Origin of the sequence: Clostridium sp. Marseille-Q5894 (assembly GCF_946902305.1) — a bacterium.
Classification (GTDB): domain Bacteria; phylum Bacillota_I; class Bacilli_A; order Erysipelotrichales; family Coprobacillaceae; genus Thomasclavelia.
In genome coordinates this window covers 25,329-40,240 of the sequence record NZ_CAMPPT010000013.1, presented here as the reverse complement: position 1 = coordinate 40,240, position 14,912 = coordinate 25,329, and the positions used below count along the sequence as shown (strand labels likewise).

Below are 14,912 nucleotides of genomic sequence, written 5' to 3'. Positions count from 1 at the left end.
ACATGATGTTGATATTTTTGTCATGGGCGATGATTGGAAAGGGAAATTTGATTTTTTAAAAGATTATTGTGAAGTAGTATATTTACCTCGTACAGAAGGTATCTCGACTACAAAAATTAAAGACGATTTAAATAAATAGATATTGGAAAAGAGGATTATATGAAAATTCTAGTAACAGGTGCTAATGGATTCGTAGGTAAGAATCTTGTTAGTACATTAAGAAATATCAAAGATGGTAAAGATAGAACTCGTTATATCGATATCGAAGATATCTATACTTATGATCTTGATAATACTATCGATGATTTAAGAAAATATACAAGTGACTGTGATTTTGTCTTTCATCTGGCTGGTATCAACAGACCTAATGATGTTAAGGAATTCTATCAGGGCAATGCTTCTTTTACTGAATCATTATGCTCTTTATTGGAAGAACATGATAATAACTGTCCGATACTGATCAGTTCTTCGATTCAGGCTAGTAGAGATAATGATTATGGTAAAAGCAAAAAAGAAGGTGAAGAATATCTTTTACATCATGGTAAAAAGATGGATTCAAAAGTATATGTCTATCGATTAGCTAATCTGTTTGGTAAGTGGTGTCGACCTAACTACAACAGTGTAACTGCTACATGGTGTTATAACATTGTTAATGGAATCGATATCCAGATCAATGATCCTGATGTTGAATTACCATTATGTTATATCGATGATGTAATAAAAGAATTCTTAAATGCATTAGAAGGACATCCAACTAAATGTAGTGAAGGAATATATGAAGTATATCCTGTACATAATATTAAATTGGGAGAACTGGCAGATATCATCAAATCATTTAAGGAATCAAGAGGAACATTAAGTGTACCTAATATGAAAGAAGGAAGTTTAGAGAAGAAACTGTACAGCACCTATCTAAGCTATCTGCCTAAAGATAAGTTCAGTTATCCATTAAAGATGAATATTGATCAAAGGGGATCATTCACAGAATTTTTAAAGACAGAAGAGTATGGACAGGTAAGTGTTAATGTATCAAAGCCGGGGATAAAAAAAGGACAGCACTGGCATCATAGTAAGAATGAAAAGTTCTTAGTAGTAAGTGGAAAAGGACTGATCCAGTTTAGAGATATCTATAGTGATGAGATCATAGAATATCAGGTAAGTGGAGATAAACTGGAAGTGATCGATATCCCAACAGGATATACTCATAATATTATTAACATCGGAGAAAGTGATATGGTAACGATAATGTGGGCAAATGAGAGATTTGATCCAGAACATCCAGATACATATTATGAAGAAGTATAAAAAAGAAGTAAAAAACACTTCTGTTGAAGTATATAATAATGAAGGATAAAATATCGTATTGCAACGATAGACCAATTTGGGTATTATATACTTAAGGAAGTGATAAAAATGATGATGGAAATGGTATTAAGTGAAGAAAAGGCTAAAGAAAATAACATTGATATTGATGAATGCTATGAAAAAGTAGATCGTTTTTTTAAAAAAAGAGGCGTCAAAAAATTATCTAAAGGCGTGTACTTAGGCAGTAAAAAAGATTTTAATACTTTTATGACTGCACAATGGGATCTACCGGAATCAGCATGGTTTTTAAAAATAGTAGATAAGTGGTATTTTCGTTATGAAGGCGATACGATCGAATATCGAGAAGATGCATTAGAATCATATTATCGAGTTGAAGAGAGAAATGCCGACTATCCATGGTAGAAAAGCAATAAACTTTGATTTAAATGATAATCTTCTAAAAAAATATTATCCTTCAAAAAGTCATAAGAATGCTTGGCGAGATATTAAAAAGTATTTGATAAATAATCAATTTGTTCATCGCCAGTATTCGGGGTATGTATCGATAAACAGTATGAGCATGGCAGAAGCAGGAAATATAATTGGAAAAATGGCTAGGAAGTGGAACTGGCTAAATAAGAGTGTCATACAGTTTGATGTAACTAATGTTGGCGAAGAATACAGCTTTTTAGAAAAAATTGAAAACGAAACTAAAGCCAGTAAAAATGAGTTTTAAAACTCATTTTTATCTTATGTTGAAACAGTTATAAAAATAAAGATAGACTATTAGAAGTAAAAAGCACTTTTGATGAAGTATATAATAATGAAGGATAAAATATCGTATTGCAAAGATAGACCGATTTGGGTATTATATACTTAAGGAAGTGATAAAAATGATGATGGAAATGGTATTAAGTGAAGAAAAGGCTAAAGAAAATAACATTGATATTGATGAATGCTATGAAAAAGTAGATCGCGTTTTTCAAAAACGTGGAATCAAAAAAATATCTAAAGGCGTATATCAGGGTGTTAAAAGTGATTTTAGTGTTTTTATGCAAGTGCAATGGTATTTACCAGATACGCCATGGTTTTTAAAGATAGTAGACAAGTGGTATTTTCGTTATGAAGGCGATACGATCGAATATCGAGAAGATGCATTAGAATCATATTATCGAATAGAGGAAAGATATGCCGACTACCCATGGTAGAAAAGCAGTAAACTTTGATTTAAACGATAATCTTCTAAAAAAATATTATCCTTCAAAAAGTTATAAGAATGCATGGCGAGATATAAAAAAATTCTTATTAAAAAGCAATTTTGCACATCGCCAGTATTCAGGGTATGTATCAATCAACAGTATGAGCATGGCAGAAGCAGGAAATACAATTGGAAAAATGGCTAGGAAGTGGAGCGGGCTAAGTAAAAGTGTCATGCAGTTTGATGTAACTAATGTTGGCGAAGAATACAGCCTTATTCCCCGAATAAAAAAAGAATCAGGATTAATAAAAGATGAGCTGGCATAGCTTATCTTTTATTAATGGAAAAATAGAGGTAGAAAATGGAAATAATGACAGATTATACAAATGTAAGATGGAAAGAAAACGGTAAATTAAAATTACTGATCATTGTCGGAACAAGACCTGAGATCATCAGACTGGCAGCAGTGATCAGTAAATGTCGCAAATACTTTGATTGTATTTTAGCACATACCGGACAAAACTATGATTATAATTTAAATGGCGTATTTTTTCATGATTTGAAATTAGCTGATCCTGAAGTATATATGAATGCTGTCGGTGATGATCTGGGAGCTACAGTTGGCAATATCATCAACTGTTCATATAAACTGATGAATCAGATCAAACCTGATGCCTTACTGATCTTAGGAGATACTAACAGCTGTTTAAGTGCCATCAGTGCTAAAAGACTGCATATCCCGATCTTTCATATGGAAGCAGGGAACAGATGTAAAGATGAATGTTTACCGGAAGAAACGAACAGACGGATCGTTGATATCATTTCCGATGTCAATCTAGCTTATAGTGAACATGCCAGAAAGTATCTGCATGAATGCGGTCTGCCAAAAGAAAGAGTATATGTGACGGGATCACCAATGGCCGAAGTATTAGCGAATAATCTAAAGGAGATAGAAGCATCTGATATCCTGGACAGATTAAAATTAAAAGCCAAGGGCTATATTTTATTGAGTGCACATCGGGAAGAGAATATCGATACCGAAAAGAACTTCCTTTCATTATTCAATGCGGTCAATAAAATGGCTGAAAGATATGATATGCCGATATTATATTCATGTCATCCAAGAAGCAAGAAAAGATTAGAAAAGAGCGGTTTCAAGTTAGATGGCAGAGTGATCCAGCATGAGCCGTTAGGATTCCATGATTACAATCACTTACAGATGAATGCTTATGCCGTGGTAAGTGACAGCGGGACATTACCGGAAGAGAGTTCATATTTTACAAGTATAGGAAGGTCGTTTCCAGCAGTATGTATCAGAACAAGTACTGAGAGACCGGAGGCCTTGGATAAAGGATGTTTTGTTTTAGCAGGGATAAACGAAAGATCATTATTACAGGCAGTAGAGACGGCAGTACAAATGAACTTAGAAGGAGATCATGGAATACCGGTACCAGATTATATCGAAGAGAATGTAAGTACTAAAGTAGTAAAACTGATTCAGTCATATACAGGTGTAGTAAACAAGATGGTATGGCGGAAAGATTAGAATTGATTTTTATTTAATAATTGATCAAAAGATAAACCTGGATATGTTATAATAGCTATATATTTTATAAGCAGGTGATAATATGTTAGTTAGAAAACACTATTTATTTTATGGTAGGGTCCAGGGTGTAGGATTTCGTTTTACTGCTTATCATAAAGCAGTAGAATTGGGGCTTACCGGCTGGGTATGTAATTTACCAGATGGCTCAGTAGAAGCTTGTTTTCAAGGTGAAGAATCTTTGATTGAGCGTTTAGTGAGTGAAATAAAACATACTCGGTTTATTTGTATTGATTCAATGAAAGTTGAAAATTTGACTGTATTGAAAGATGAAACATCATTTGAAATGAAATATTAAGGGACAGGTGGCATACCTGTCCTTTAATATTTAGATAAAAAAATTGGAGGTAGTAGCTTTTCGTAATATTTGTTATTATAATTATAGTTATGAAAAAGGAGTACTAAAATGCTGATAACTGATAAAGAATTAAAGAGAATTGTAAGCAATAATAGAAATATGCAAACAGGACGACAATATTATCAAAAAAATTATGTTAAAAAGATAAATATTTATTATGAGCCATTGTTTGAAGATTATGTAATTGAAGGAATAGTTGACAATGGAAGCTATGAAGATAAATGTATGATTTCCGTCGATAGTCAAAATCAAATTTTTGATTATGATTGTGATTGTTATTGGTGTACAGCAGATTCAGCATGTGGACATATTGCAGCAATTTTATTAAAAGTTCAAGAACTTTCTCCTGATAACTTTCCATTTGAATATCGTGATCAGGAACAAAACAAAGATAGTTTTGCACAGAGGTTGGCTGAAATACGTCGTAATCACGAAGAAGCTATTTTAAAAGGCGAAATGGCTACAACAAAAAACATAATTAATGATTTTAAAGATACTAAAATCAGTGCCTTTAATTTGATTAATCAGGATAAAGAAATCGATTTAGAGCCCATGATAGTAGTAAGGATCGATGGGGCATTTATAAAATTTAAAGTAGGAAATGATAAGAAATATATTATTAAAAATATACCTGATTTTTTAAACAATATTTCTAATAATAATTATGTTGAGTATGGTAAGCGGCTAGGTTTTCTTCATAATATTGAGGTTTTTAGTGATGATGCTAAAAAAATCATTGACTTGATGAAATATTGTCTAGTTGTTTATGAGCGGTATTGTCATGAATATTATTACAATGTACCAAAAATAACAAATGAAATTAAGATCTTGTCAGAAAGTATCGATATAATTTATGATACATTAAAAGATTTAAAATATAATTCATCAGTATTAATTTATCAGGAAAATCAATTACCGACTATTGATATTAAGGAATCTGGAAAATATTTTTTATTGAAAATAGAAAATATAGATCAGATATGTGGAAATAAAAACATTTATAAAATAGATGACAATAAAATAGGGGTAACAAAATTAGATAATAATGGTAAAGCAGCAAAATTTATTCATCATTGTTTACAAAAAAGAGAATTATATCTCAGCAAAGAAGATGTTGATGATTTTCATAAATATATATTAAATGATATTAAACAATATTTTAATTTTACCGGAGATGAGTTAACTAATAATATCAGTGATAATGAAATCTTGACTTTATATGGCGATATCAATGATTCTGAACAAATCTGTGTATATTTAAAAAGTGAACAAGACAAGCAGATCATTTATTCATTTGACCATGATGGTAAAGTTACATCAGTGAATTTTGATTTAATTGAAAATTACTTAAAAGAAATCAGTGATGTAGTTGATTACGAAAAACACGCTATTTATATCAATTTAGAAAATGAAAAAGCATATACTTTTTTAAATCAAGGATTACCTTTTCTAGCTGATTATTGCGAAATCATGGTTAGTGAAGCACTTAAAAAGATCGGTAAAAAAAGCCAGTTTAATATTAGTGTTGGCATAACGATTGAAAATGATCTACTTGCAATCGATGTTGAAAGTATCGATATCCCTAGTGAAGAATTAGCTGCAGTATTAAGTTCGTATCAACGTAAAAAGAAATTTCATCGTTTAAAAAATGGTAAATTATTATACTTGGATTCCAATGAATTAGAAGAATTAGATGATTTTATGAATAACTATAATTTAAAACCTAAAATGCTTGAGGATGGACATTTAGATTTAAATGTTTATCGGGCTTTTAGTATTGAAAATAATGTAGAAAATAGTAAGTATTTGAATTTTGATCGTAGTGATATTTTTAAAGAAGTAATTAATAATTTTAGAAATATTAAAAAAACAAATTATCCATTATCTAAAAATTATGATAATATTTTAAGAGATTATCAAAAGTATGGGTATCAGTGGCTGCAATCTATTAGTGCATACGGCTTTGGCGGTATTTTAGCTGATGATATGGGACTAGGTAAAACATTACAAATAATTGCTTTATTAGATGAAAATCGTCATGCTGATAAAACAAGTTTAGTTATTTGTCCATCATCATTACTATTAAACTGGCAAGATGAAATTCATAAATTCTCTTCAAATTTAACTTGCCAATGTGTTAATGGTTCATTACAAAAACGAAAAGCAGCGATCGATGCTTTTAATGATGTTGACATTTTAATAACTACATACGATTATATAAGACGCGATTATAAATTATATCAGGATCATCAGTTTGAATATTTAGTTATTGACGAAGCGCAGTATATAAAAAATCCTAAAACTAAAAATGCTGCTTCAGTAAAAACAATTAAAGCAAAGCATCGTTTTGCACTAACTGGAACGCCAATTGAAAACTCTTTAGCTGAACTATGGTCAATTTTTGATTTTTTAATGCCAGATTATTTATTCAATTATCACTATTTTCAAACTCACTATGAAACACCAATTGTCAAAAATCATGATGAACAAAAACAACAAGAATTAAAAAAGTTAATTAGTCCTTTTATCTTAAGAAGAAATAAAAAAGATGTATTAACGGAATTACCGGAAAAAATCGAAAAGACAATTACTTTAGAATTCAATGAAGAAGAACATAAACTATATTTAGCTAATTTAGTTCAAGTTAATAAAAGTTTACAAGAACAATTAAATTATGAAAAAGTAGATCGAATTGCAATTCTTGCAATGCTTACTAGATTGCGCCAAATTTGTTGTGAACCAAGAGTCTTATATGAAAATATCACGCACATTTCTTCAAAATTAGAGGGATGTCTTGATTTAATAAGAAATTTCCAGGGAAATAATCAAAAAGTACTATTATTCTCATCTTTTACAGCAGTTTTAGATCTAATTATTCAAGAATTAAAAAAAGAAAATATTAGCTATTACAAATTAACAGGCGATACCAAGAAAGAAGAACGTCATCGTTTAGTTAAACAATTCCAAAATGATGAGACAACAGTTTTCTTGATTTCTTTAAAAGCTGGTGGGACAGGATTAAATTTAACAGCAGCTGAAGCAGTGATCCACTTTGATCCATGGTGGAATATGTCGGCTCAAAATCAAGCAACAGATCGTGCGCATCGAATCGGACAGCAAAATATTGTGACTGTCTATAAGTTAGTTATGAAAGATAGTATTGAAGAAAAGATATTAGAATTGCAAAATAAAAAGAAAAATTTAGCTGACAGTTTTGTTGAAGGCAATGAAGGTACGATTACATCAATGTCGACCGATGAAATTATCGAATTATTTAAAGTATAGCTAATTATTAAGTTTAAAAAATCAGCTATTGATCAGTGCTTGACATAAAGTATACTTTAGCTTGTATACTGATTAGGGATGTTAGAAATGCTAGCTAAATTATGGTAAGATAATGTATGAAGGTGAAACTATGGAAAAATTACAACAATTAAGAGAAGTATTGAAAACTTATCAAAAAGTTGCGATTGCTTATAGTGGTGGTTGTGATTCTAATTTTTTATATCAAGTTGCCGCAGAGGTTTTAGGAAAGGAAAATGTTTTAGCAGTATTATGTAGAGGAATCATGATGTCTAAGGAAGATATCGAAAATGCTAGAACAATGCTTGTAGCTGGGTGGTTTGTTGAAGTGCCTTTAGATGTTTTAGCCATCAAACAGTTTAGATATAATCGTAAAGACCGCTGTTATCATTGTAAAAAGCAGGTAATGTCCATGGTCATCGAAACGGCTCATAAGTTTGGCATTGAAACTGTGTTTGATGGTAAAAATGCTGATGATGAAAAAGTATACCGTCCTGGCAATCAGGCATGTTTAGAATTAGGAATTATCTCACCATTAGCTAAGGTCAAATTAACGAAAGCAGAAATTAGAGAATATTCAAAACAGTTAAAAATCGCTACATATGATAAACCAGCTAATGCTTGTCTAGCATCGCGGTTTCCTTATGATACATTATTAACGAAGCAAAAATTAGCTTTGGTCGAAGCGGCTGAAACTTTATTGCATCAAAGAGGTGTATATCATGTACGTGTTCGAGTTCATGATAAATTAGCACGAATCGAGGTTGAGTTAAAAGACTTTAATAAAGTTATTGATGATGATGCTTTAGTTAAGGAAATAAAAAAACTAGGGTTTGATTATGTGACATTAGATTTGGAAGGCATAACTAGTGGAAGTTATGATAGGTAATGAAAAAGATGGAAATCGTTATTATTGATGGCCAGGGTGGCGGAATCGGGCGCAGTGTTATTGAGGCAATAAAAAAAGAAATTGATAATACTTTTATTATTGCTGTTGGAACTAATAGTACAGCAACTAACAATATGAAAAAAGCTGGGGCTGATGTAGTTGCTACTGGTGAAAATGCAATTATTTATAATGCTAAAAATGCCAAGATCTTAATTAGCCCAATTGGTTTTGTTTTTGCCAACTCAATGTATGGTGAAGTTTCACCAGCGATGGCTAATGCAGTTAGCTGTAGTGAGGCGCAGAAATATTTTATCCCAGTAAGTAAATGTACTGGTCATGTATTAGGAGTTGAAATGAAGTCAATTCAAGAATATATCAAAGATTTAATAAATATTTTAAAATAGATCCCGAGTACATGAAGTACTAGAAGAAACACAGAAGTGTTTGTGGAAAGGGAAAATATGGATTTAATTTATATGCATATGGCAGATGGTTTGATTTCTGTAAAGATTGGTTTTATTTTTTTAATAATTAGTTTTATTATGATTGCTTTAGCAATTAAAAAAATCAATCAGGAGCATGATGATCATAAGATTCCTTTGATGGGCGTAATGGGGGCTTTTGTTTTTGCTGCTCAAATGATCAACTTTACGATTCCTGGCACAGGAAGCAGTGGTCATATTGGAGGGGGAATTTTATTATGTCTGATTTTAGGACAATATCCGGCCTTTTTATCACTGTGTTCGGTTTTAATTATTCAATGCTTATTTTTTGGTGATGGTGGACTACTAGCACTAGGATGTAATATTTTCAACATGGGAGTTCTACCATGTTTTATCGCTTATCCCTTAATTGCTAAACCAATTTTAAAAAAGAATTTAAACTCATCACGAGTTATTTTAGCGAGTATTTTAGCGGTAATAGTCGGCTTACAAATGGGAGCTTTTGCAGTTGTATTACAAACTTTAGCAAGTAATATCACAGAACTTCCATTTGCTTCTTTTGCTGCTTTGATGTTACCGATTCATTTAGCCATTGGGTTGATCGAGGGATTAATAACAGCAGCAGTTGTTTTATATGTTTTAAAAGATAAACGGGAAATTGTTGAAGCATCGATCAATAATAAAAGTTTTACCATGCTTAATTTAAAAAAACAATTACTAACGTTTGGAATCTTAACTGTGTTAGTTGGTGGCGGTTTATCTTTATATGCTTCAAGCAAACCGGATGGTTTAGAGTGGTCAATTGAAGGGGTAACAGGACAAACTGAACTAAAAGCTAGTGGTACTACGAAAGATGCTCTAGCCAGTGTTCAAGAAAAGACGACACTTTTACCAGATTATAATTTTAATGGTAGTGAAAGTAATCTAGGTATTTCTGTTTCGGGAATAGCTGGTGGTGCCGCAACTTTGATTTTAGTTGGTTTGATTGGTTATTTAGTGGTAAAGAAAAAATATGAGTAGTTTTAAAACTTCATTATCAAAGTTTGGCTATTTGGAGCAATTAGCGGCTAATGGTACATCATCGATTCACCGTTTGAACCCGTTATTAAAAATTATTTTAAGTTTGATCTATATTATTTTTGTAGTTACAGTCAATTATTTTGATGTTTTAGAATTGTTAGGATATTTGGGATTAATTATTATAATGATATTGTGGAGTAAAGTATCTTTTTATAGTTTGTTGAAAAGAAGTTTAATTGGCTTGCCAATATCATTATGTATTGGCATTTCAAATCTTTTTTTCGCTAATAGTGTTGTTGATATTGGTGGTGTTTTGATATCATCAGGAGTACTTTCTTTGATTACGATCGTTTTAAAGAATATTTTATGTTTATTGGCTGTCTTTTTATTGATGGCAACAACAAGATTTGAAAGTATTGCTTGTGAACTAGTACATTTAAAAGTACCATCTATTTTTGTTTTACAGCTGGTAATGATTTATCGCTATATTTTTTTATTAGTTGAAGAAGCGTTGATAATGATGCAGGCATATCAGTTGAAGAACCCTAATATTAATAAAATTGCTTTTAAAGATATGGGGAGTTTTTTAGGAACATTATTAGTGCGAAGTTTTAAACGTAGTAGTGAAGTATATAATGCAATGAAATGTCGTGGTTTTGATGTTAGATCATCTTATTTGAATTATAAGACTTTTAAAATAGAAAATTATTTTTTGATCATGATGGTTTTAGGAATGATGATCTTGATAAAGGTGGTATTTTAATGATTGAAATTAATAATTTACAAGTAGTATTTGATAATTCTCTTAAAGCTTTAGATAATATCAATATATTTTTAAAGAAACAAAAATGCATCGGAATTATTGGTGAAAACGGTTCTGGGAAATCGACATTATTATTGAGCATTCTTAAATTAGTTGATTACCAGGGAGAAATCAAGATCAATGATCTTTATGTAAACAAAGATACAGTTGCTAAGATTAGAGCTTTAGTGGGTCTCGTTTTTCAAAATTCCGATCATATGCTGTTTTTACCAACTGTATATGATAATCTAGCTTTTGGATTAATAAATCAAGGATCAACAAAACAGATGATCGATGATAAAATCAAATATATCGCAAAACAGTTTGAAATAGAAGATCTATTACCACGAATGGCAAATCACTTATCTGGCGGTCAGAAAAGAATCGTCGCTTTAGCGAGTGTAGTTATAATGGATCCAGAAATTTTATTATTAGATGAACCATCAGCATTTCTAGATCCAAAAAGCCGGCGAAACGTCATTAATACGCTTAAACAATTGCCCCAGCAGATCATTCTAGCTACTCATGATTTGGATATGGCTTTAGATCTATGTGATGAGGTAGTCTTGTTGAATCAAGGAAAAATTGCTGCTAGTGGTAATGCTCATGAAATTTTAACAAACCAAACACTACTGGAAAAAAACGGCTTAGAATTGCCATTAAGATATCAGAGGTAGATTATGAAAGTAAAAGAAATTTTAGAAAAAGTAGAAAATCATGAAATCACGGTCGATGAAGCTGTGAATTTGATCGATAATCCCATTGATTATGCAACGATCGACTATAATCGCAAACAGCGTACAGGGGCTTTTGAAGTTATTTATGGTGCTAGTAAGACTAAAGAACAGCTTGCCGGAATTATTAAAAATATGCTGGAACATGAACAAAAAGAAATTTTAGCTACGCGAATCGATGCCACAAAAGCAGATTATTTAAAAAAATTATATCCAGAATTTGTGTATGATTCTGATGCTAAAACCTTTTTATTAAAAAAAGAAGCAAAAATAAAAAATAAAGGAAAGATCGTAATTGTTTGTGCTGGGACGTCTGATTTACCAGTTGCTAAAGAAGCATTAATAACGGCAGAGTTTTTAGGTAATCATGTTGAATTGATCTGTGATGTTGGCGTGGCTGGAATCCATCGTTTATTTAATAAGATCGATGTCATTAAACAGGCCAATGTTATCGTTGTAGTGGCAGGAATGGAAGGAGCCCTGGCTTCAGTAGTTGGGGGATTAGTGGATAAACCAGTCATTGCAGTTCCCACTTCAATCGGTTATGGAGCAAATTTTAATGGTTTGTCAGCTTTATTAGCGATGTTGAATAGTTGTGCTAGCGGTGTTAGCGTTGTAAATATTGATAATGGTTTTGGTGCCGGATATATGGCGCATACAATTAATTGTTTAGGAGGATAGCGATGAAAGTATTATATTTTGATTGTAGTAGTGGGATTAGTGGAAATATGACCCTAGGAGCTTTGATGGAATTAATCGATGATCCCGATTATTTACAAAAAGAATTGGCAAAATTAAAGGTAGATGGTTATCATCTTCATGTTTCAAAAACAAAAAAGAATGGGATAACAGGTACATATGTGGATGTTTGTCTAGAAGAACATCATCATCACCATCATGATCATGAACATCATCATGTTCATCGTAATCTTTTTGATGTAAATAAAATCATTGATGATAGTGGAATTGATGGACAAGCTAAAATATTAGCGAAAAACATTTTTTTAAGAGTCGCTAAAGCTGAAAGCAAAGTTCATCAAGAAGAATTAATGAATGTTCATTTTCATGAAGTTGGCGCAATTGACTCTATCGTTGATATAATTGGAACAGCAATTTTAATTACCAAGATTGCTCCTGATAAAATCTGTAGCAGTATCGTCAATGATGGTTATGGTTTTATTGAATGTGCCCATGGAATGATTTCTGTACCAGTACCAGCAACTTCGGAAATATTTGCTGATAGTGATGTTGTTTCACGACAAATTGATATTGATACGGAATTAGTTACCCCTACTGGAGCGGCGATCATTGCGGAATTAAGTACCGCTTTTGGGATGATGCCAGCAATGAAAGTTCAAAAAGTTGGCTGGGGATGTGGCAGTAAAGATTTAAAAATTCCTAATGTATTAAAAGTATCATTAGGGCAAATGAATCAAGATGACGATGAAGTTATTGTCATGGAAACCAATATCGATGATAGTAATAGTGAAATTTTAGGATACACATCACAGCAATTATTTGAAAATGGGGCTCTTGATGTCTATTACACACCGATTTTTATGAAGAAGAATCGGCCTGCTTATTGTTTAAGCGTTATCTGTGATAAAGATAAGCTGGAATTGTTACAAAATATTATTTTTAAACAAACATCAACGATCGGAATTCGTTATCGCTATGAAAAAAGAACGGTATTATCACGCAAGATGATCGAAATTGATAGTCCGTATGGTAAAATTTTAGCTAAAAAAGTTGATCATGATGGTAAAAGTTATCTTTATCCTGAATATGAGTCACTTAAAAAAATTGCCAAGGAAAATGATTTAGGAATTAAAGAGGTTTATAAGTTGATTAAATAATAGATATGAGGAGGGAGAAAGTGAAAAAATATTGGCATCAAATTAAAGCAATCTGTTTTTTGGCTTGGCCAGCAGTTGTTCAAGAAGCGATGAATGTCGTTGTGTCCTATGTTGATACAGCGATGGTCGGGGCTTTAGGCGCTGATGCTTCAGCGGCTGTGGGTCTGACCTCAACCGTTGGCTGGCTTGTTTCGAGTATCGCTATTGCTTTTGGAATTGGGATTCTTTCTGTATGTGCTCAGTCAATGGGGGCTGATGATCAAGAAAAAGTTCAAAGAACAGGACAACAGGCTTTATTTTTTACTTTGATAGTTGGCACTATTCTTACAGTGATTTGTGTTTTGATTGCACCATATTTACCTATCTGGTTAAATGGTGATCCAGAAATTTGTGCGGTAGCTTCCTCATATTTTATGATTATCTCGATACCGCTGTTGTTTCGCAGTGCAGTTTTGATTTTATCATCTGTTTTACGCAGCGTTAGCGATATGAAGACCCCAATGATGATCAATCTTTATATGAATATGATCAATATTATTTTAAATTTTATTTTGATTTATCCAACCCGTAAAATATTTGGAATTACTGTTTTTGGGGCTGGATTAGGAGTCAATGGTGCAGCAATAGCAACAGCTATTTCTTTTGTTATTGGCGGGGTAATGATGTTTGTCAGATATTATAAAAATAAAATTTTCTCGTTTTCTAAAACTGGTTTTCATTTTTATAAAAAAGAGTTTAAAGAATGTCTAGATATTGGAATCCCGGTTGTTTTAGAACGGGGTGTTATTTGTTTGGGACATGTGACTTTTTCGGCTCTGATTGCAAAGTTAGGAGTAGTTAGATTTGCGGCCCATACGATTGCGATTCAGGCAGAACAGGCTTTTTATATACCTGGTTATGGTTTTCAAACTGCTGCAGCCACTTTAGCTGGTAATGCGATGGGACAAAAAAGTGAACAAAGAGTTAAAGAAGTAACGTATTTAATTAGTGGTATTACGATGCTATTAATGATAGTTTGTGGCGTAGTGCTCTTTATTTTTGCTAGACAGTTAATGAGTATTTTTACTCCAGATGCTCAAGTAATTGAATTAGGAGCTCGAGTTTTACGAATTGTTTCTGTTTCAGAACCAATTTATGGTATTTTGGTAATTCTTGAGGGTGTTTTTAATGGTATGGGTGATACCAAAGCTCCTTTTGTTTTCTCATTATTGACAATGTGGGGAATTAGAATAATTGGTTCCTGGTCAATGATCAATGTTTTTAATTTAAGCATTGAAGCGGTTTGGATGATGATGGTGTGTGATAATGTTGCTCGGTGTTTCTTGCTTTCAAGAAGATTTTTAAAAGGACGCTGGAAATATCGGTTAAATAATGATTAAAATGCTTAGATAAAGAGTATAC

Annotated in this window: 16 protein-coding genes and 1 pseudogene; all 17 read left to right on the top strand. The window is 32.0% G+C overall.

From position 1 onward, the window contains the following. A pseudogene (locus OC535_RS14250) lies at positions 1-139 on the top strand (glycerol-3-phosphate cytidylyltransferase); the annotation flags it as partial. Positions 140-159: 20 nt separating this feature from the next. After that, complete coding sequence (locus OC535_RS14245; RefSeq protein ID WP_498824128.1) at positions 160-1,305, top strand: polysaccharide biosynthesis C-terminal domain-containing protein; 1,146 nt, start codon at positions 160-162, stop codon at positions 1,303-1,305. Between the two features lie 108 nt (positions 1,306-1,413). Next, positions 1,414-1,728: a hypothetical protein gene (locus tag OC535_RS14240; protein WP_498824127.1), complete on the top strand. Its 315-nt coding sequence runs from the start codon at positions 1,414-1,416 to the stop codon at positions 1,726-1,728. Beyond that, positions 1,709-2,041, top strand: a complete 333-nt coding sequence (gene vapD / locus OC535_RS14235; RefSeq protein WP_498824126.1) for a VapD family protein — start codon at positions 1,709-1,711, stop codon at positions 2,039-2,041. The genes OC535_RS14240 and vapD overlap by 20 nt, the downstream gene beginning before the upstream one ends. A 157-nt stretch (positions 2,042-2,198) precedes the next feature. After that, the gene (locus OC535_RS14230; RefSeq protein ID WP_051409531.1) at positions 2,199-2,513 is read left to right on the top strand and encodes a hypothetical protein; all 315 of its coding nucleotides are present in this window, start codon (positions 2,199-2,201) and stop codon (positions 2,511-2,513) included. Further along, positions 2,494-2,829 carry a hypothetical protein gene (locus tag OC535_RS14225; protein WP_498824125.1) on the top strand — a complete coding sequence of 112 codons (336 nt, stop codon included), beginning with the start codon at positions 2,494-2,496 and terminating at the stop codon, positions 2,827-2,829. The genes OC535_RS14230 and OC535_RS14225 overlap by 20 nt, the downstream gene beginning before the upstream one ends. Positions 2,830-2,864: 35 nt before the next feature. Continuing rightward, complete coding sequence (gene wecB, locus OC535_RS14220; RefSeq protein WP_498824124.1) at positions 2,865-4,049, top strand: non-hydrolyzing UDP-N-acetylglucosamine 2-epimerase; 1,185 nt, start codon at positions 2,865-2,867, stop codon at positions 4,047-4,049. Between the two features lie 82 nt (positions 4,050-4,131). Continuing rightward, positions 4,132-4,404: an acylphosphatase gene (locus OC535_RS14215; RefSeq protein WP_227053630.1), complete on the top strand. Its 273-nt coding sequence runs from the start codon at positions 4,132-4,134 to the stop codon at positions 4,402-4,404. Positions 4,405-4,512: 108 nt separating this feature from the next. Beyond that, a complete protein-coding gene (locus OC535_RS14210; protein WP_498824123.1) occupies positions 4,513-7,749 on the top strand; it encodes an SNF2-related protein in 3,237 nt (1,078 codons plus the stop codon). A gap of 130 nt (positions 7,750-7,879) precedes the next feature. Next, positions 7,880-8,656: an ATP-dependent sacrificial sulfur transferase LarE gene (larE, locus tag OC535_RS14205; RefSeq protein WP_498824122.1), complete on the top strand. Its 777-nt coding sequence runs from the start codon at positions 7,880-7,882 to the stop codon at positions 8,654-8,656. After that, a complete protein-coding gene (locus OC535_RS14200; RefSeq protein WP_498824121.1) occupies positions 8,656-9,060 on the top strand; it encodes a DUF3842 family protein in 405 nt (134 codons plus the stop codon). The genes larE and OC535_RS14200 overlap by 1 nt, the downstream gene beginning before the upstream one ends. A gap of 57 nt (positions 9,061-9,117) precedes the next feature. Further along, positions 9,118-10,119, top strand: coding sequence for an energy-coupling factor ABC transporter permease (locus OC535_RS14195; RefSeq protein ID WP_081721124.1), 1,002 nt, complete (start codon positions 9,118-9,120; stop codon positions 10,117-10,119). Next, complete coding sequence (locus OC535_RS14190) at positions 10,112-10,882, top strand: energy-coupling factor transporter transmembrane component T family protein (protein WP_498824120.1); 771 nt, start codon at positions 10,112-10,114, stop codon at positions 10,880-10,882. Before OC535_RS14195 ends, OC535_RS14190 begins: the two co-directional genes overlap by 8 nt. Beyond that, the gene (locus tag OC535_RS14185; protein WP_227053626.1) at positions 10,882-11,598 is read left to right on the top strand and encodes an energy-coupling factor ABC transporter ATP-binding protein; all 717 of its coding nucleotides are present in this window, start codon (positions 10,882-10,884) and stop codon (positions 11,596-11,598) included. The genes OC535_RS14190 and OC535_RS14185 overlap by 1 nt, the downstream gene beginning before the upstream one ends. A gap of 3 nt (positions 11,599-11,601) precedes the next feature. Beyond that, positions 11,602-12,336 (top strand): nickel pincer cofactor biosynthesis protein LarB, encoded by a 735-nt coding sequence (gene larB / locus OC535_RS14180; protein WP_227053625.1) that lies wholly within the window; start codon positions 11,602-11,604, stop codon positions 12,334-12,336. Positions 12,337-12,338: 2 nt separating this feature from the next. Continuing rightward, positions 12,339-13,511: a nickel pincer cofactor biosynthesis protein LarC gene (gene larC, locus OC535_RS14175; RefSeq protein ID WP_498824119.1), complete on the top strand. Its 1,173-nt coding sequence runs from the start codon at positions 12,339-12,341 to the stop codon at positions 13,509-13,511. A 20-nt stretch (positions 13,512-13,531) separates the two neighbouring features. Next, positions 13,532-14,890 (top strand): MATE family efflux transporter, encoded by a 1,359-nt coding sequence (locus OC535_RS14170; protein WP_498824118.1) that lies wholly within the window; start codon positions 13,532-13,534, stop codon positions 14,888-14,890. Positions 14,891-14,912: the final 22 nt, after the last annotated feature.